This is a genomic window from Pseudomonas sp. NPDC078700 (assembly GCF_044542375.1).
In the GTDB taxonomy this organism is placed as follows: Bacteria; Pseudomonadota; Gammaproteobacteria; order Pseudomonadales; family Pseudomonadaceae; genus Aquipseudomonas.
On the sequence record NZ_JBITUI010000005.1, the window covers coordinates 38653 to 56321 of the forward strand.

At 55.2% G+C, this 17669-nt stretch carries 22 protein-coding genes and 1 riboswitch; of the genes, 15 read left to right on the forward strand and 7 right to left on the reverse strand.

The window, feature by feature from the left end:
- Positions 1 to 8: 8 nt before the first annotated feature.
- The 3 genes from ACIGCM_RS17605 to ACIGCM_RS17615 form a co-directional block, all read right to left on the reverse strand.
- Entirely contained in the window at positions 9 to 1274 is a 1266-nt protein-coding gene (locus ACIGCM_RS17605) for an ABC transporter permease (RefSeq protein ID WP_397503356.1), read from the reverse strand.
- 1 nt (position 1275) lies between these two features.
- The gene (locus tag ACIGCM_RS17610) at positions 1276 to 1986 is read right to left on the reverse strand and encodes an ABC transporter ATP-binding protein (protein WP_397503357.1); all 711 of its coding nucleotides are present in this window, start codon (positions 1984 to 1986) and stop codon (positions 1276 to 1278) included.
- Between the two features lie 94 nt (positions 1987 to 2080).
- Positions 2081 to 2641, reverse strand: coding sequence for a DUF2796 domain-containing protein (locus tag ACIGCM_RS17615; RefSeq protein WP_397503358.1), 561 nt, complete (start codon positions 2639 to 2641; stop codon positions 2081 to 2083).
- 125 nt (positions 2642 to 2766) lie between these two features.
- On the opposite strand from ACIGCM_RS17615, the gene ACIGCM_RS17620 reads away from it, so the two are divergent.
- The gene (locus tag ACIGCM_RS17620; RefSeq protein ID WP_397503359.1) at positions 2767 to 3111 is read left to right on the forward strand and encodes a hypothetical protein; all 345 of its coding nucleotides are present in this window, start codon (positions 2767 to 2769) and stop codon (positions 3109 to 3111) included.
- Between the two features lie 42 nt (positions 3112 to 3153).
- Here the strand turns inward: ACIGCM_RS17620 and ACIGCM_RS17625 are convergent, their stop codons facing one another.
- From ACIGCM_RS17625 to ACIGCM_RS17640, 4 genes are all read right to left on the reverse strand, one after another.
- Complete coding sequence (locus tag ACIGCM_RS17625) at positions 3154 to 3594, reverse strand: DUF417 family protein (RefSeq protein WP_397503360.1); 441 nt, start codon at positions 3592 to 3594, stop codon at positions 3154 to 3156.
- Between the two features lie 213 nt (positions 3595 to 3807).
- The gene (trxA, locus tag ACIGCM_RS17630; protein WP_397503361.1) at positions 3808 to 4680 is read right to left on the reverse strand and encodes a thioredoxin; all 873 of its coding nucleotides are present in this window, start codon (positions 4678 to 4680) and stop codon (positions 3808 to 3810) included.
- A gap of 77 nt (positions 4681 to 4757) precedes the next feature.
- Positions 4758 to 5423, reverse strand: a complete 666-nt coding sequence (locus ACIGCM_RS17635; protein ID WP_397503362.1) for a class I SAM-dependent methyltransferase — start codon at positions 5421 to 5423, stop codon at positions 4758 to 4760.
- A complete protein-coding gene (locus ACIGCM_RS17640) occupies positions 5420 to 5854 on the reverse strand; it encodes a hypothetical protein (protein WP_397503363.1) in 435 nt (144 codons plus the stop codon). The genes ACIGCM_RS17635 and ACIGCM_RS17640 overlap by 4 nt, the downstream gene beginning before the upstream one ends.
- Before the next feature lie 126 nt (positions 5855 to 5980).
- On the opposite strand from ACIGCM_RS17640, the gene nrdR reads away from it, so the two are divergent.
- The 14 genes from nrdR (at position 5981) to ACIGCM_RS17710 (ending at position 17651) form a co-directional block, all read left to right on the forward strand.
- Positions 5981 to 6445: a transcriptional regulator NrdR gene (gene nrdR, locus ACIGCM_RS17645; protein WP_397503364.1), complete on the forward strand. Its 465-nt coding sequence runs from the start codon at positions 5981 to 5983 to the stop codon at positions 6443 to 6445.
- Between the two features lie 2 nt (positions 6446 to 6447).
- Complete coding sequence (gene ribD / locus ACIGCM_RS17650; RefSeq protein WP_397503365.1) at positions 6448 to 7584, forward strand: bifunctional diaminohydroxyphosphoribosylaminopyrimidine deaminase/5-amino-6-(5-phosphoribosylamino)uracil reductase RibD; 1137 nt, start codon at positions 6448 to 6450, stop codon at positions 7582 to 7584.
- Between the two features lie 114 nt (positions 7585 to 7698).
- A riboswitch (FMN riboswitch) is annotated at positions 7699 to 7863 on the forward strand.
- 324 nt (positions 7864 to 8187) lie between these two features.
- Entirely contained in the window at positions 8188 to 8850 is a 663-nt protein-coding gene (locus tag ACIGCM_RS17655) for a riboflavin synthase (protein ID WP_397503366.1), read from the forward strand.
- Positions 8851 to 8860: 10 nt separating this feature from the next.
- Positions 8861 to 9955, forward strand: a complete 1095-nt coding sequence (gene ribBA / locus ACIGCM_RS17660) for a bifunctional 3,4-dihydroxy-2-butanone-4-phosphate synthase/GTP cyclohydrolase II (protein ID WP_397503367.1) — start codon at positions 8861 to 8863, stop codon at positions 9953 to 9955.
- A gap of 52 nt (positions 9956 to 10007) precedes the next feature.
- On the forward strand, positions 10008 to 10484 hold the full coding sequence (gene ribE / locus ACIGCM_RS17665) for a 6,7-dimethyl-8-ribityllumazine synthase (protein WP_087515564.1): 477 nt from the start codon (positions 10008 to 10010) through the stop codon (positions 10482 to 10484).
- Positions 10481 to 10981 (forward strand): transcription antitermination factor NusB, encoded by a 501-nt coding sequence (gene nusB / locus ACIGCM_RS17670; protein ID WP_397503368.1) that lies wholly within the window; start codon positions 10481 to 10483, stop codon positions 10979 to 10981. Before ribE ends, nusB begins: the two co-directional genes overlap by 4 nt.
- Before the next feature lie 75 nt (positions 10982 to 11056).
- Entirely contained in the window at positions 11057 to 12025 is a 969-nt protein-coding gene (thiL, locus tag ACIGCM_RS17675) for a thiamine-phosphate kinase (RefSeq protein WP_397503369.1), read from the forward strand.
- The gene (locus ACIGCM_RS17680; protein ID WP_397503370.1) at positions 12018 to 12530 is read left to right on the forward strand and encodes a phosphatidylglycerophosphatase A; all 513 of its coding nucleotides are present in this window, start codon (positions 12018 to 12020) and stop codon (positions 12528 to 12530) included. The genes thiL and ACIGCM_RS17680 overlap by 8 nt, the downstream gene beginning before the upstream one ends.
- A gap of 83 nt (positions 12531 to 12613) precedes the next feature.
- On the forward strand, positions 12614 to 13357 hold the full coding sequence (locus ACIGCM_RS17685; protein WP_397503371.1) for a substrate-binding periplasmic protein: 744 nt from the start codon (positions 12614 to 12616) through the stop codon (positions 13355 to 13357).
- A gap of 16 nt (positions 13358 to 13373) precedes the next feature.
- Positions 13374 to 14021, forward strand: coding sequence for a TIGR02281 family clan AA aspartic protease (locus ACIGCM_RS17690; RefSeq protein WP_397503372.1), 648 nt, complete (start codon positions 13374 to 13376; stop codon positions 14019 to 14021).
- Between the two features lie 237 nt (positions 14022 to 14258).
- A complete protein-coding gene (ribA, locus tag ACIGCM_RS17695; protein WP_339490071.1) occupies positions 14259 to 14879 on the forward strand; it encodes a GTP cyclohydrolase II in 621 nt (206 codons plus the stop codon).
- The gene (locus ACIGCM_RS17700) at positions 14876 to 15292 is read left to right on the forward strand and encodes an MFS transporter (protein WP_397503373.1); all 417 of its coding nucleotides are present in this window, start codon (positions 14876 to 14878) and stop codon (positions 15290 to 15292) included. The genes ribA and ACIGCM_RS17700 overlap by 4 nt, the downstream gene beginning before the upstream one ends.
- Positions 15292 to 16095 (forward strand): cobalamin-binding protein, encoded by an 804-nt coding sequence (locus ACIGCM_RS17705; RefSeq protein ID WP_397503374.1) that lies wholly within the window; start codon positions 15292 to 15294, stop codon positions 16093 to 16095. Before ACIGCM_RS17700 ends, ACIGCM_RS17705 begins: the two co-directional genes overlap by 1 nt.
- Positions 16096 to 16277: 182 nt before the next feature.
- Positions 16278 to 17651: an APC family permease gene (locus tag ACIGCM_RS17710; RefSeq protein WP_397503375.1), complete on the forward strand. Its 1374-nt coding sequence runs from the start codon at positions 16278 to 16280 to the stop codon at positions 17649 to 17651.
- The last annotated feature ends 18 nt before the right edge of the window (positions 17652 to 17669 follow it).

A 17669-nucleotide genomic window follows, 5' to 3' on the forward strand; every position in this document is an offset into this window, starting at 1 on the left:
AGATAACCTCATAAGCGAATTGAAAGACCGTCAGCCAGAGACTGCCGGTATGCACGCCATGCCGGTACGCAACCCATCAGCAATGCCGCGCCAAGGATACTGCCGAGCAGCATCCACTCATAGCCACTTGGAACATTGAGTGGCAAATAGAGCCCATAGTTACCCTGCACGTAGCTCTGCACCGTGGCGATACCCGCATACAGCAGCACCAAACCGAGCAGCACACCTGCCAACGCCAGAGTGAAGGCCTCGAATATCAACAGGCTGGCGATGTGCCAAGGGCGGGCGCCTACCGAGCGCAAAATAGCCATTTCGCGGCGGCGTTCGTTTAGGCTGGTGAGAATGGCCGTCAGCATACCGATCAAGCCGGTGATCACTACAAACAGAGAGACCACAAACAGTGCTTTTTCTGCAGTGCCCATCAGGCCCCAAAGTTCTTGTAGGGCGACTCCCGGTAGAATCGCCAGCAGCGGTTCACCGCGAAACTCATTGATATCGCGTTGCAGGCTGAAGGTGGCGATTTTGCTTTTCAGGCCGAGTAAGACTGCCGTGATCGCCGTCGGCTGCAAATGCATGCTGCGCACTTGTTCAGCACTGATTTTGTCGGCACCACGGGCTGGCATGCCGTTTTTCCAGTCAACGTGCAGAGCTTCCATCCCGGCCAGCGAGATATGCAGGGTACGGTCGACCGGCGTGCCGGTGCGCTTGAGAATGCCGACAACGTGGAAGGGTTTGTCGTCGTGCTTAACCAGGCTGATGGTGGCAACGCCATGGGCTAATACCAGCTCATCGCCCAACTTGTAATGCAGTGCCTCGGCAACCTCGGCACCCAGTACAACCTCAAATGGATCATCAGCAAATGCGCGGCCCTGGCTGATTTCCAATGGCTGCTGGCGAGCGTAGCGGTAGTGTTCGAAATAATCGGTGTTGGTGCCCATCACCCGGTAACCACGGTGCGAGTCGCCTAAGGAAATAGGGATTGCCCACTTTACGCGCGGGTTCTGCGCCAGTTGCTCGAAGCTGTCCCAGCGAATGTTGTTGGTCGCATTGCCAATGCGAAAAACCGAATAAAGCAGCAGGTTAATCGAGCCGGAGCGGGCACCGACAATCAAGTCAGTTCCGCTGATGGTGTTGGCGAAGCTGGCGCGGGCTTCGGTGCGAACACGTTCAACAGCGAGCAGCAGGCAGACCGACAGGGCGATTGCGAAAACGGTGAGAAGGGCAGTGAAGCGGCGGTTGCTAAGGCTTGCCAGCGCCAGACGAAATAAATACACCTCATATCTCCTGTGGCTGGGTGGCACGGTTGAGGTCGCCAAGGGACAGGTTGCGGTCAAACAGCGGCGCAAGGCTCTGGTCGTGGCTGACAAACAGCAAGCTGGCACCGGCCTCACGGCACTCGTTAAATAGCAGTTGTATGAAGGCCTCGCGCGTGTCGGCATCCAAGGCTGAAGTGGGTTCATCGGCGATCACCAGTTCAGGTTGGCCGATCAGGGCGCGAGCGGCCGCGACGCGCTGCTGTTGACCGATTGAGAGTGAGTCCGCACGACGTTCGAGTAGTTTCGGGTCGGTTAAACCCAAGTGTGCAAGCAAGCTAGAGACTGCCTGGGCAACACTGCCATGGCGATGGCGGGCGCGGTTGTGCCTGATATCCGAAAAGTGACAGGGCAGCTCGACGTTTTCGCGAACCGATAAAAACGGCAGCAAGTTGAACTGCTGAAAAATGTAGCCGGTGTGATTGACCCTGAATCGATCCCGGGCACCAGGCGACAAAGTGCTCAGGTCCTGATTGAGTAGCTTGATCTGGCCGCGGTTGGGTTTTTGTACGCCGCCAAGCAAGCCGAGCAAAGTGGTTTTGCCACTGCCGCTCGGCCCTTTGAGGAACAGCGTCTCGCCGCGCTCTAGGGCAAAACTGGGAATATCAAGGAGCTCAGGCTGGCCGGGCCACGCAAAACCCAGGTCTGAGAGGTTAATCAGTGCTGAAGTCATGAATGCAACGACCCGGTTGCCCGGGTCGGTCTATGGATAAATGAACAGGCTAAGAATACCTGTGAAAGGTGACCAAGTTGGTGGCGTCAGTGCTTTAAAACTTGGCAATACTCTGCTCAGGGCTGAGCTCCGCACCTTGCTGACCATTAGGGCCGATCAATTGGAGTTGGATTTTATGCGTAGCAGGGAATTGCTTAAACAGTCGGGTCAGGTCAAGTTGTTGCAGGGCTTGTGGTTGCTTGCAGTTGAAACTGTAATGGGCGTGAATTTCGCTGTGCTCGTGCTCGTGCTCGCCTGCTGCATGGGCATGGTCATCGTCAAATAGCGGGCTTTCGAGCTCAGTGCTGGTAACACTGCAATCGCCGGTATTGAGGCTGAACAGGTTGAGTGGCTTATTCAACTCATTGCGAGCTTGGCTGATGGCTGTTTTGTCAGCATCTGAGCTCGGCGCGTGCTCAAAACCCACCAAGTTCATGGCGGGGCTTTCCAATTCAATTTCCAAGGTATTGCCATCAAGTGCGACATTGAGCTGAGCGACGCCATGCTCATGTGCGCCAAGGCTGGCGTGTTCAGCGTGATCATGGTCGTGTGCTTCTTCAGCCATTACGGCCAGTGGAAGTAGGGCGAAAGGCAGTGCTAGCAGTAGACGACGCATGTGAACTCCAGTGAGTTGATGAAATAAGTTGTAATGTTATAACGAATTAAAAGTTCAATTGCTAGATTTAGTTGTCGCCCTATGCTGCTGCATGGGAGCATCGCGCAGAGTATTGGAGGTGAAAAATGGTACGTATTCGCGGCAAGATCGGTGACTGGCCGGTGGATTTAACAGTGGAGCTTGATGCTCAGGATTGGGCCCATTTGGCAGCAAGTCTGCCAGTGAGTGCGGCAGTCGAGACTGCTGTGGCGACACCCGCGCAAGCACCCAAGACAGATGCGCTTTGGCAAAACACCCTGATGCTATTGAGTAAGGCTGGGAGCCTTGATGGGCCGCAGTTGATGGCGCAACTTACCGGTTTGGCGGGCGGGGAGATGGCGGCGAAGCAACTGCTGGTGCGCCTGCGCCATAGCGCGCAGGTACGAGTTGAGAGCGGGGCAGATGCGCCGATTTATCACTGGGTAGGCTAGCAGAATCAGTCGCCTGCTGGCGCAAGGCTGGCAGGCTCGGGGTTAGTGTTTAAGTGCTGCCCAAGAGTCGCCAGCCACCATTATTACGACGCCGAGCGAGACCAAATCCTTGATCAAAAATGCGCCGAGCAGTGAAGGGAACACTGTTGCCGGGTGCAGGGTGCCGGGTGTGGTCAGCATGAAGGTCAGGGTCGTCAGGAATAATCCTGTCGCCAGCAACCCGCCGAGTAGTGAGGCCTTTTTGCTGATGGGATAGAGCGCAAGCAGCAAGGCAATAAACAGTTCGCCAATGCCAATAACTGCTGAGATGCCGTCCACACTGCCAACGCTGTACAACCAGGATAGAAAAGGCGAGTGCCTGATTAGGCCGCTGATGGCTTGGGCTTCATCGGGGTGGAATTTAAATGCGCCAATCCACGCGATGATGAAAACGGTGGCATAAAGTGCAATATAAAAACCGATTTTTGAAAGTTTGGGCGTCATAACGTTAAAGGCTTCGCGTCAGGGAATGGGAAGCGCTGCAAAACCTGTTTTTTGCAGCGCATCCAAACTAGAGGCGCTTCGTTATGAAAAATTACACAGGCTAATTGTTAACGTGCCTAAGGCGTGGTTTGCACGCTCGAAAGAGCTAATAGCTCGAGCCTCCAGCGGCGCTGACCACCTTAGTCGCCGTAGATTGTTTTGTGCAGAGGTTACTTAGTAAATCGCTTGATAGAGCTTTCTACGGTACTGGGTGACCAGCGGGTGGTCGTTCCCCAGCAGCTCAAACACTTGCAGCAAGGACTTATGGGGCAGCCCTTCGGCATAGTTGCGATTACGCACGAACAGCTTGAGAAGGGCATCCAGCGCGGCTTCGTATTGCTGGTTGGCAAGTTGGTGGATCGCCAGTTGATAAGCGGCTTCGTCATCTTCGGCGTTCTGCCCTAGGCGGGTTTTAAGTTCCGCTATATCCGGCAGCTCTGCTGCTTGGCGCAAAAATGTCAGCTGGGCTTTAGCTCCGCTTAATGCTTGCTTATGTTCGTCGCCAGGCACTGCATTAAGCACGGCTTCTGCTTCGGTTAATTCGCCGCGTTCTGCCAGGCAGCGTGCGTACAAAATCAATGCTGGGGCATTGCTGTTGTCTTCACTGAGCAATTGCTTGAGTTGCGCTTCTGCTGCGTCGACTTGGCCGTCGGCAAACAGCTTGCTGGCGCTGTCGAACAGGTTCTCTTGCGCCGGTGCTGGTTCTGCGACGTGCGGCTGGAGCATGGCGCGAATTTCGGATTCAGGCTTGGCTCCCGCAAAGCCGTCAACGGGCTGACCATCTTTAAACAACACCACCGTTGGCAGACTACGTATGCCAAAGCGGGCGACTATATCTTGCTCAATGTCGCAGTTGACTTTGGCCAGCAACAGTTCGCCTTGATAACCCTCGGTAATCTGTTCCAGCAGTGGCATCAGCGCCTTACATGGCGCGCACCAATCTGCCCAGAAGTCGACCAGCACTGGCTGGTTGAACGAGTTTTCTACGACCAGTTGATCAAACTGTGCGGCGCCGGAGATCTCAAAAATATAAGGGGTGTCGCTCATGGTTTGTCTCGCAGGATCTAAAGGCTGATGAAAAGATTAATAAGGGCGGCCAGCTACTTTAACAAGTAAGCAGTGCTTTAGCTGCGTTGCGCGTGGTACAGGCTCACGTGACGAAACTCAGCCGGTTCGGCCAAGTCGGGCCAGGTACAGGCCTGCATAATACCCAGTCGCTGGTACAGCGGGTGTTGAAAATCACGCACCCGTGAATCTGCCACAAGTGCGTGCTGGCCACGACTTAGAAACTGATCCAGCAGAGGCAAGTTGGCGCGGTCATAAAGCACGTCCGCCACAATGATCAGATCAAAGCGATCCGCCTCGGCAAAAAAATCGGCTGAATAGCTCAGGTTGACATCGTTTAAGTCGGCATTGGCTTTTGTCGCAGCGAGTGCCAAGGGGTCGAGATCGCAGGCCACGACTTCTGTCGCGCCCGCCTTGGCTGCCGCTATGGCCGCAACCCCTGAGCCAGTACCGAAGTCGAGCACCCGCTTATTCCGTACCCACTCAGGTTTTTGCGCCAGCCAACGGGCTAAAACTAAACCACTGGCCCAACAGAAGCACCAATACGGCGGCTCATCAAGAATGCGTTGGGTTTCATCCGGGCTGAACTGGCGATCCATATTGTCGGCATCAATCAGCCATAGCTTGATGTCAGTATCAGGCAGGGTTTGTGCACTGAGCTGGGCATCGCCGAGTAGTTGGTTCAGGGCGTCGAGTAAGTGTCCAGGCGCACGGGGTGGGGTCATGGTGCCGACTGCATGCGAATATCACCGAGCGTTTGATTTTGTGCGCTACGAATCAGTTGCGTGGGCATGTCTTGAATCAGAAAGCCATTTAAGGTGGCGCGGCCACGGAGTTCAACTCGAATACCGCGATCGAAGGACTCGGGGTTGAATATCAAACGGAACGGCAATATTGAGCCATTACCGCTCAGCTGAATGTTGCCCAGCAACTGGGTGGGTAAACCATTGCTGCCGATTACCAGTAAGGCAACTTCAGCATTCGCATCTTCAGGTACACCGACTAAATTGCCGTTTATTTCGCGCAAATGTGCGGGCGTGGCTGCTGTGACTACGCTTTTAGCGCTGGCTTGTGTCGCTACGGGTTCAGCGGGCTCGCTCGCGCAAGCGCCGAGCAGGCTGAACAGGCCGAGCATGGTTAGATGGCGTAAGGACATGCGTGCTCCGTTTGTCGTGTATCCGTTCACTGGATAATTGCGCGCCTGTATAGCGCAAAGTAGGCAGCTTGTCTTGCCGCTGAGATGCGCTACCATGGCGCCTTTCCGTTCTAGGCAGGCCATTATATGCACTGTCCATTCTGCGCCGCTAATGACACCAAAGTGATTGATTCGCGTTTGGTGGCTGAAGGTGAGCAAGTTCGTCGTCGTCGTGAGTGCTTGGCATGTGGTGAACGTTTTACCACGTTTGAAACTGCGGAACTGGTGATGCCCCGATTGATCAAACAAGACGGTAGCCGCCAACCCTTCGATGAAGAAAAGCTACGCGCCGGTATGCTCCGATCGCTGGAGAAACGCCCCGTCAGTATTGAGCGGGTAGAGGCGGCGATTGCTCATATCAAGCATCGTCTGCGTGCCACCGGTGAGCGTGAAGTGAAATCATTGGTGCTCGGTGAGTTAGTCATGAGCGAATTGCAGAAGCTTGATGAGGTCGCTTACATCCGTTTTGCTTCGGTGTATCGACGTTTTCAGGATCTCAACGAGTTTCGTGAAGAGATTGATCGCTTGTCTCGCGAACCTTCAAAGGATTAAGCATGACAGTTGATAACGCCTTTATGGCCCGTGCTGTGGAGTTGGCTCGCAAAGGTTTGTACTCAACGCACCCTAATCCGCGTGTGGGCTGTGTGATTGTGCAGGACGGCAAGATTGTCGGTGAGGGCTGGCATGCCCGCGCAGGTGAGCCTCATGCCGAGGTTCATGCCTTACGCCAAGCAGGTGCCCTCGCCAAAGGGGCGACCGCTTATGTGACGCTGGAGCCTTGCAGTCATCACGGCCGTACCCCGCCTTGCGCCGAGGCTCTGATCGAGGCCGGTGTGGCGCGGGTTGTTGCGGCCATGCAAGACCCCAATCCAGAAGTCTCCGGCAGTGGTCTTTTACGTCTGATGCAGGCCGGTGTTGCAGTGCAGAGCGGCGTGCTTGAAGCTGAAGCGCGCAGTTTGAATGCTGGTTTCATCAAGCGTATGGAGCAAGGCCTGCCGTTCGTGCGGGTCAAACTGGCGATGAGTCTGGACGGGCGCACGGCAATGGCCAGCGGTGAAAGCCAGTGGATTACCGGGCCTGCGGCGCGTTCGGCGGTGCAGCGTCTGCGGGCTCGCTCAAGCGTAGTGCTCAGTGGTGCCGATACGGTGCTGGCGGACAACGCCCGGCTGACCGTGCGTAACGAGGAGCTTGGCTTGAATGCGGAGCTCTCTGCGCTAGCGGAGGCTCGTCCGCCCTTGCGTGTGCTGATCGATGGGCGTTTACGGGTGCCTCTCGATGCGGCGTTCTTTCAAGCCGGTGCGGCAATGGTCGCCACCTGCGCTGCGGCCACGGCCCGTGACCGCTACTTGAGTGATGGCCATGAACTGCTGGCAGTGCCGGGTAGCGATGGTCATGTCGATTTACGCAAATTGCTGGTGGAGTTGGCGGCACGCGGCGCTAATGAAGTCCTGGTTGAAGCCGGGCCACGCTTGGCGGGGGCATTTACCCGACAGGGCTTGGTTGATGAGTATCAGATATTCGTCGCAGCCAAATTCCTTGGCTCCAGCGCACGGCCATTGCTTGATTTGCCGCTCGGTCGAATGGCTGAAGCTTCGCAGCTTAAAATCGTTGATATACGGGCTGTGGGGGATGATTGGCGGATCGTTGCCGTGCCGCTCATCCCTGCCTCGGAGCCTTCTAGGGCGCATTAATCAGCGATTTTTGCAGGCGTTGTGCTGCTAGCTTGTGCAAGTTTTGGCGCAGGTTAGCGGTGCGTCTGCGGCGCAAATATGGTAAAAAGCCACTCGCGAGAACCTCGGTACTCGCAACGTTCTCAGGGCGGGGTGTAATTCCCCACCGGCGGTGATGATGCGCAATGCGTCTAGCCCGCGAGCGCTTGGTGCCCTTGTTTGATCAATGGGTAGCAAGGACAGCAGATCCGGTGTGATTCCGGAGCCGACGGTTACAGGCTTTTTGCAAGCACCGCATAGGCGGTTTGCAGAAGGGCTTACAGTCCGGATAAAGAGAGAGCGGGTTTGTTTGAGTGGTGCGTAGACAGCGGGCTTTAGCCAGTTGCGCAGACTTTATTGATTGAACACGCAAGGCGTGTTGCCGAAGGCAACGCTTTTGCGGTTGAGTGATTAAGTCGGGTGCGCTGGAGGGTCTGGCTGGCTAAGTACTGGCAAGCACCCTATCGATCGAAACGCCCTGTTTTTTATAAACAGGAGTTCGCAAATGCTAGATACTTTTTACTCGGCCCATACTGATCGCTTAATCGCTCAGTGCTGCGCCGTGCTCGCAGACGGGGAGGCGCCATGTTCACTGGCATAATCGAGTCGATCGGAACTGTTCGCGCATTGACCCCAAAAGGCGGCGATGTGCGGGTCTATGTTGAGACCGCCAAGCTGGATTTGTCTGACGTTAAGTTGGGTGACAGCATCGCCGTTAATGGCGTGTGTCTGACGGCTGTTGAATTGCCGGGTGATGGCTTTTGGGCTGATGTCAGCCGCGAAACCCTGGCGCGCACCGGTTTTGTCGACCTCAAGCCGGGCAGCCGGGTCAATCTTGAGAAAGCGCTGACGCCGACCAGTCGCCTGGGCGGGCATCTGGTTAGCGGCCACGTCGATGGTGTGGGCGAGATTGTGGCGCGTGAAGAAAATGCCCGCGCGGTGCAGTTTACTGTGCGTGCGCCAAATGAGCTGGCTAAATACATCGCCCATAAAGGCTCGATCACGGTTGATGGCACTAGCCTCACCGTAAATGCAGTCAATGGCGCTGAGTTTGAGCTGACCATTGTTCCGCACACCCTGGCCGAGACCATCATGGTCGACTATCGCCCAGGACGTAAGGTCAATCTTGAAGTTGATTTGCTGGCGCGTTATCTGGAGCGTTTGCTGCTGGGTGATAAAGCTGCCGAACCAAAGGCCTCGGGTCTGACCGAAGGTTTTTTAGCCGAACACGGCTATTTGAAGGGTTAAGGAATTCACCATGGCACTTAATAGCATCGAAGAACTGGTTGAAGATATTCGTCAAGGCAAAATGGTCATTCTAATGGATGACGAGGACCGGGAGAACGAAGGTGATTTGATTATTGCCTCGGAATGCGTCACCGCCGAGCACATCAACTTTATGGCACGTTTCGCCCGTGGCCTGATTTGCATGCCGATGACCCGTGAGCGCTGTGAGTTGCTCAAGCTACCATTAATGGCGCCGCGCAATGGTTCTGGCTTTGGCACCAAATTCACCGTCTCGATTGAGGCGGCGGAAGGTGTCACCACCGGTATTTCGGCAGCTGACCGCGCACGTACTGTGCAAGCGGCTGCATCGAAAAGCGCTCAGGCCGACGATATTGTCAGCCCAGGGCATATTTTCCCGCTGATGGCTCAGCCGGGTGGCGTATTGGCCCGTGCAGGCCATACTGAAGCCGCGTGTGACTTGGCGCGTATGGGCGGTTTCGAGCCTAGCGGTGTGATCTGCGAAATCATGAACGATGACGGCACCATGTCGCGTCGCCCTGAGCTTGAAGAGTTCGCTGCGCAGCACGGGATCAAGATCGGCACCATTGCTGATCTGATTCACTATCGGCTGATTCACGAACGCACGGTTGAGCGTGTGAGTGAACAACTGCTCGACAGCGAACTGGGCAGCTTCAACCTGGTGACCTACCGTGATTCGGTTGAAGGTGATGTGCACATGGCGCTGACGCTGGGCAAAATCTGCCCGGAAGAACCCACCTTGGTTCGCGTGCACAACATGGACCCACTGCGCGACCTGTTTATGGTTAAGCAAGAAGGCCGTTGGAGTCTGCGTGCAGCCATGGCTGAAGTGGCGAAAGCGGGCAGTGGCGTGGTGCTGTTGTTGGGTAATCCGCTGACCGGTCCTGACCTTTTGGCGCACCTTGAGCGCCAACTGGGGGGCGAGGGTAAAGCCTCTAGCCCGGCGACTTACAGCACAGTGGGTGCCGGTTCGCAGATCCTTCGTGACCTCGGTGTGCGCAAAATGCGCCTAATGAGTTCGCCAATGAAGTTCAATGCGATATCCGGATTTGATCTAGAGGTTGTAGAATACCTGCCCTCTGAATAATTCATTCATGGCCGCAAACGGCGGCCTGGCTCTTTAATTGACGAGATTCGCTATGACCCTGAAGACCATCGAAGGTACTTTTATCGCCCCCAAGGGCCGCTTTGCTCTGGTGGTTGGCCGCTTCAACAGCTTTGTTGTTGAAAGCCTGGTAAGTGGCGCTGTTGACGCCCTGGTTCGCCACGGTGTGAGCGAAAGCGACATTACAATCATCCGCGCTCCGGGTGCTTTTGAGATTCCACTGGTTGCCCAGAAAGTTGCTCAACGTGGCGATTTTGACGCAATCATCGCCCTTGGCGCGGTGATTCGTGGCGGTACTCCGCACTTCGAATACGTGGCGGGCGAGTGCACCAAGGGCTTGGCTCAGGTTTCCATGGAGTTCGGTGTACCAGTTGCATTTGGTGTGCTGACTGTAGATTCTATCGAACAAGCGATCGAGCGTTCTGGCACCAAAGCCGGTAACAAAGGCGCTGAAGCTGCATTGTCCGCCCTGGAAATGGTAAGTCTGCTGGCGCAGTTGGAGGCCAAGTGAGCCAGAACGATAGCAATCGCCAGCCGCCAAAGTCGGGTTCCGCGCCAAAGAAAGGCCCAAGCCCAAAAACCTTGGCCCGCCGTGAAGCGCGTACCTTGGCTATGCAGGCGTTGTATTCATGGCACGTAGCCGGTCAGCCGCTCAATGAAATCGAAGCGCAGTTTCGCGTGGATAACGATTTCACAGCAGTCGATGGCGCCTATTTCCATGAGATTTTGCACGGTGTCCCGCGCCAGAAATCTGAAATCGACAGCTCTTTCGAACCGCTGCTTGATCGTCCGTTGGATGAAATCGACCCTGTTGAGCTGGCTATTCTGCGTCTGTCCACGTATGAACTGCGCAACCGTGTCGACATCCCGTACCGTGTAGTGATCAACGAAGGTATCGAGTTGGCGAAGGTTTTCGGCGCTACTGACGGGCACAAGTTCGTCAACGGAGTGCTCGATAAGCTGGCGCCACGCCTGCGGGCTGATGAGGTTCGCGCCCACAAGCGTTAATCAGCCGGTGCTGCAACAGTCAAAAGCCGCTTCTTTGAATGCGGCTTTTGCTTTTCTATTCGGGCGGTAAAGGTCATGGGTGAGTTTGAGCTGATTAGTCATTACTTTGCTGCGGCGGCATGCGCTCAGGCGGGTGACGGCGTGGCATTAGGCATTGGCGACGATTGCGCCTTGCTTGAGGTGCCCGCCGGCGAACAGTTAGCCGTCTCTACCGACACCTTGGTTGCTGGCGTACATTTTCCGCATAACCCTGACCCCTATCTGCTGGCGCAGCGTGCATTGGCGGTTTCGGTCAGTGATTTGGCCGCAATGGGGGCCGCGCCCATTGGTTTTACCCTGGCGTTAACCCTTGAAACTGCTAATACAGATTGGTTGCAGGCCTTTGCTAATGGCCTTGATCAGATGGCGCGTGCGTGCTCGGTGAGCTTGATTGGCGGAGACACCACTCGCGGTCCGCTGAGTCTGACGCTGACCGTGTTTGGACGTACGCCAAAAGGATTGGCGTTGACGCGCAGCGGCGCCCAAGTGGGTGATTTGCTTTGTGTCGGCGGTTATTTAGGCGATGCGGCGGGGGCTTTGCCGCTGGTGCTCGGTCAACGCAGTGATGATTCAACTGCCGCTAAAGCCTTGTTGCAGCATTACTGGTCACCGCAGCCGCAACTTGCGCTGGGGCAGGCATTGCGCGGTAAGGCCACGGCAGCATTGGATATTTCAGACGGTTTGCTAGCGGACTGTGGGCATATCGCCGCTGCATCGCAGGTATGTATGCAGATTGAGGTGGACAAGGTTCCGCTGTCGGCATCACTGCAAGCATGTGCTGATGATCAGGCAGCACGTCAGTGTGCGCTCAGTGGTGGGGATGATTATGTACTGGCATTCACCCTGCCTGCTGTAGAGCTCTCGCCACTACAAACACAGGGCTGGCCGGTGCATGTCATCGGTCGTGTGGTGGCGGGTCAAGGAGTTGAAGTGCTGGATGGGTACGGCAATAAAATTATTCAGGCCGTTGGCGGCTATCAGCATTTCGGACGCGACGGTGGTTGAGTCAGAACAGATCCCGCATTCAGTTTGGCGTAATCCTTGGCACTTTCTAGCATTCGGCTTCGGTTCTGGGACGCTACCCAAAGCGCCCGGCACCTGGGGTTCCTTGGTGGCTGTGCCGTTTATACCGCTGTGGCAAATGCTTCCCGATTGGGGCTATTGGCTGATGCTTGGCATCACCATGCTGTTTGGTTTTTGGCTATGTGGCAAGGTCGCAACCGATCTGCGCGTCCACGATCATGAAGGCATTGTCTGGGATGAAATGGTCGGTATGTGGATTACGCTTTGGCTGGTTCCTGAAGGTTGGGGCTGGTTACTGCTAGGCTTTGTCATGTTCCGTCTATTCGACATTCTCAAACCCTGGCCGATTCGGTGGATTGATCGACAGGTGCATGGTGGCGTCGGAATCATGCTCGACGATGTGCTGGCAGGCGTATTCGCTTGGTTAGCGATGCAGTTGATGGTTTGGGGGTGGGCCAATGGACTTGCGTCCAGCTTAGATTTTTGAGCGGGTCTGTTTTGCGCTAAGCATGAAGATTGACGCGTTCGTTGAGCGCAATCGCATTGCTCAGATAAGGGTTTGAAAGGCTTATGATCGCGCGGTATCTAGCGATAGTGTTGGTAGCGTTGTTTAGCTCCGGGTTTGCGCTCTCTGGGGTTGCTGCGCAGCCGCTCGCACCGAAAAATATCAATCTGGTCAGTGATGTCTGGGAGGAATATACCGAGGCGGACGGCAGTGGCTTGGCCTGGGATATTCTTCGCGCGGTTTACCAGCCTGCAGGTATTGAGCTGAACATCCAAACCATGACTTACACCCGCTCGATCGGTTTGGTTCAGCGGGGCGAAGCTGATGCTTGGGTTGGTTCCTACCTCAATGAGGTCCAGCAAGGTGTTTTTTATCCGCACTGGTTTTACGACGCTGATCAGATAACCGCGCTAAGTACCATTGATACGCCCGTGCCCAACGTGCAAACCATCAGCCAGTATCGGCTGGTTTGGGTGCGTGGTTATTCTTATCAACAATATTTGCCAAACTTGACGCGCTTCCGCGAAGTTCAGCGGCGTAACGGTATCCTAGAAATGCTTGATTTTGGCCGCGCAGATTACTTTATTGATGCGCGCACCGAGGTTGAACAATTGCTGATGACCTCTGCCGACCCAGCGCATTACCGGACGACGGCGTTAACCCGCTTGCCGATCTATCTAGGGTTTTCTGACAACCCGCGGGGTCATAAACTGGCTGAAGTGTTTGATCAGCGTATGCAGAAATTGGTCAAGGATGGTTCGTTGAAACCAATTTTTAAACGCTGGAACCAGCCATATCCTTTTGACTGATAACAGGGACCGTTAGATGCCGTATGTGAAAACACTCTGTGCAACTGTGCTCTTGGCCTGCTCAAGTTGGGTTTGGGCCGCTGGACAAGTACAGGTGGTTGGATTATTTCCCGGAGCGGCAGTGCTGAATGTCGATGGTCAGCGCAAGCTGGTGAAAGTCGGTCAAACCGGACCGGGTGGCGTTCAAGTAGTGAGTGCAGACGTCCGCGGTGCGGTATTACGGGTTGATGGCGTTGAGCGCAGTTACAGCCTAACGCGAGATTACACTCAGGGCATGTCTGCGCCCGAGAAGCGCACGTTCAGTATCGCCAAGGGCCAGAGCGGCCACTATTGGGTGGCGGGTTCAGTCAACGGCCATCCGATCCAGTTTCTCGTGGATACCGGTGCCACATCGGTTGCTTTGACCGGCGCACAAGCTGATCAGCTGGGTATCGACTACCGGGTAACGGGCCGGGAGATTCGGGTCAGCACTGCAAATGGCGTGGCCCGTGGGTGGAAGGTCAATCTCAATAGCGTCAAGGTTGGCACCATTGAGGTGCTGGGTGTCGAAGGTACGGTGATGGATGTCGGCACCAATGGCGAAGCACTGCTTGGTATGAGTTTCCTCGGTCGCGTGGGCTGGAAGGTTGATCAGGATGTGCTGGTGCTTGAATCCAAGCATTAATCAAAACGGGTGTGTCGTGCCAAACCTGCCCGCCGTGGCCTAAACAGCGAAACCTGCAAGCTGACTACGGGAATTCATGGCCATGGTGGTTGAAAACCTGTCGGCCAGCTTCGGGTGTCATTCGCGAAGTCGAGTTATTTGCCTTGATACTTATCATCAGTAATTCAAGCTGACCGGTTACGATTGGCTGCTGTTACAATGCACCCCCATATTCCTTACTTACTCTAGGAGCACAGGGTGTCAGTCGTGTTCGTCGCCGCCTCCCAATTACCTACGCCTTTTGGCGTCTTTACGATGCATGGCTTTCTCGAAGAAGCCACAGGCAAAGAGCATGTTGCCCTGACATTTGGCGATGTTGCCAATGGTGAGCCCGTGCTGGGCCGTTTGCATTCCGAGTGCCTGACCGGTGATGCTCTGTTCAGCTTGCGTTGCGATTGTGGTTTTCAGCTAGAAGCCGCGCTGAGCGCGATTGCCGCAGAAGGCCGTGGCGTGCTGCTTTACTTGCGCCAGGAAGGCCGTGGTATTGGCTTGCTCAATAAAATCCGTGCCTATGAGCTGCAAGATGGTGGCGCTGATACTGTTGAAGCCAACGAGCGTTTGGGTTTTGGTGCCGATCAACGTGACTACGCGATCTGTAAACCAATGCTCGACCACCTTGGCATTGCAGAACTCAAGTTGATGACCAACAACCCGCGTAAAGTCAAAGCGCTGGGCGATATGGGCATCAATGTGGCTGCGCGCGTCCCGCTGCAGATTGACCACAACCCGCACAACAAAAAGTATCTGGCGACCAAGGCAGGCAAGCTTGGCCATATGCTTGGCAGCTTGCACCAAGCCGAGGTCGAGGAAAAAGCGTGAATCGTGCGCAGGTGCGTCGCCATTTTTCGATTTTGTGGTGGTGGCAGTTGGTGCTGGTTTTAGTGCCGGTTATCACTATCAATGTCCTGTTCGAGTCCAGCCGCCAACCCGGCGTATTGGCGATGCCGTTTTTTATCGCCGGTATGTTGTCGATGTTTATCAGTCTGCCGCTGTTCAACGCCTACAAGCATGCGCTTATCGCCACTGGGAAAGCACGCGATAGCGACGCTGAACCGGCCGCTTGGCAGGCGCTTGCGAAAACACGGCGCAAAGCTTTTCTCGGTGCAAGCTTGCCTGCCTGGATAGCTGCGGTCGCGGTTTTTACCAGCCTTGAAGCGGTTCCGCTGATTCTGTTGACGCTGTCGAGCCTGGTTATTCTTTACCTCTACCGTATTCCCCGCCAGCTCAGTTAATGCGCTGTCTACTGCTGACTCTGCTGCTGACATTTGGTTTATCTGCGCCGGTGTTAGCGGCAGAACGAATTGTCAGTCTGGCCCCTTCGTTAACTGAAATCGTTATTGAGCTCGGTGCCAAGGCGCAGTTGGTCGGCGTACTCGACGGCGGTCCACGGCCTGACGCAGTGGCGGACTTACCCTCGGTTGGGCGTTATGCTCAGCTTGAGGTGGAAACCTTGTTAGCGTTGCAGCCTGATTTGATTCTCATGTGGCCCGGCAGCATCAGTCAGGCTCAGCGTCAGCAGTTGCAAGCCTTTGGCATCCCAATGCTTATTGCTGAGCCCCATACCCTAGCTACCCTCGCTGATCAGTTTGCTGAGATCGGTCAGCGCATTGGTCGGGCCAAGCAAGGTCGGCAACTGCAGCAGCTGTTCCACAAAGGCCTGACTGATTTGCGCAGCCGTTATCACCGTGAGCGGCCGCTGTCAGTGTTTTATCAGGTGTGGGATAAGCCGCTGTATACCCTCGGCGGCCAGCAAATTATCAGCGATGCTCTGCGCGTGTGTGGCGCTGAAAACATCTTTGCCAATCTGAAATTGCCGGCACCGCAAGTCAGTGTTGAAGCTGTTTTGCAACTTAATCCTGATGTGATTTTGGCTGGCAGCAGTGCTCAGTTGGAGGCCTGGCAGCGCTGGCCTAACATCAAGGCTGTGGCGCGCAAGCAACTGTGGCTAGTGCCGGATAAAGGCCTTGAACGGCCGAGCTTTCAAATGCTCAACGCGACCGCTCAACTCTGCCAAGTGCTCGCCAGAGCGCAGTAGAAGTGCGCGCCCAAGCCGACGCTATTCTAGCTAAAACCGACTGATTCGAGCCCCTTCCTTGCTTGCGCCCTTTGTTAGCCGTTAACCTGAAAACCTTGTGGCATCTAAGTCTGTCAGCTATTTGGGTGATACCAGATGCTTTAGACATGGATGGTTAAGTATTTTTGGCTCAAGGAGGAACCATGGTCAACAACACAAAATTTGCCCGCGTGCTGGGCTCCAAAGATGTCATCGCGCTAGCCTTTGGCGCAATGGTTGGCTGGGGTTGGGTAGTACTTGCCGGAACCATGATCAGCAACGCCGGTACAGGCGGCACAATGTTGGCCTTTGCTATCGGTGGTGCCGCGGTGATTATGATCGGCCTGGCTTATGCAGAGCTGGCGTCAGCCATGCCGCAAAATGGCGGTGAACACGTTTATGCCCACCGTGCGCTCGGTCCTGGGGCCTCGTTTTTCTGCACTTGGGCAATCATTCTTGGTTACGTTTCGGTGGTGGCCTTTGAAGCCGTCGCCTTGCCCACTGTGCTTGAGCAAATAGTCCCCGGATACAAAGCCGGGCTGATGTATTCAATCGCTGGCTGGGATGTTTATTTCACCTGGGCAATGGTGGGTATTGTCGGTGCAATCGGCATGACGTGGCTCAATATCCGCGGGGTAAAGGCCAGTGCAATGTTTCAAGCGGTGATTACCGTGTTGATCATTGTGGTTGGCATCATGCTGATCAGTGGCTCACTGTTCAACGGCTCGAGTGCCAACACTGAGCCGTTATTTGTTGGCGGAATGGGCGGGGTGTTTTCGGTCATTATCATGACGCCGTTTTTGTTCGTTGGCTTTGACGTTATCCCACAAGCGGCTGAAGAAATTGATTTGCCGTATCGCAAAATCGGCATCATTTTGATCGTTTCTGTTTTGATGGCCGTGGCCTGGTACATTCTGATTATGTATGCCACAGGGCGTGCCTTGGATGCCGAAGCCTTAGCGGGGACCAAGCTGGCGACGGCAGATGCAGCCACCGCTGTACTGGGCGGAGCATGGGCCGGGAAGCTGCTGGTGCTTGCTGGTCTGGGCGGGATTCTGACCAGCTGGAATGCATTTCTAATCGGCGGGTCGCGTGCGGTGTATGCCATGGCCGAAGCCAAAATGCTGCCCGCGTTCTTGGCCAAATTGCACCCCACTTACAAAACCCCGGTCAATGCGATTTTATTGATTGGTGCGCTTTCGATAGTTGCCCCTTTATTCGGCCGCCAGGCGATGGTGTGGCTGGTCGATGCTGGCGGTCTGGGTATCGTGGTTGCCTATTCGATGGTGGCGCTGTCTTTTATTGTGCTGCGTAAAAAAGAACCTGAGATGGAGCGCCCGTTTCGCGCCGGAAAAGGCCCATGGGTGGGGTATGTTGCGCTGATTTTATCCCTCGGCTTGGTGCTGCTTTACACCCCCATTGCACCTTCGGCATTGTTGCCAATCGAATGGGTTCTGGTGGGTGGCTGGTCGGCTGTAGGGCTCGCGTTTTATGTCTATTCGCGCAAGGTCTACGGTGTCGTCGACATCAAGCATTGATAGGTTTGCATCGACGGC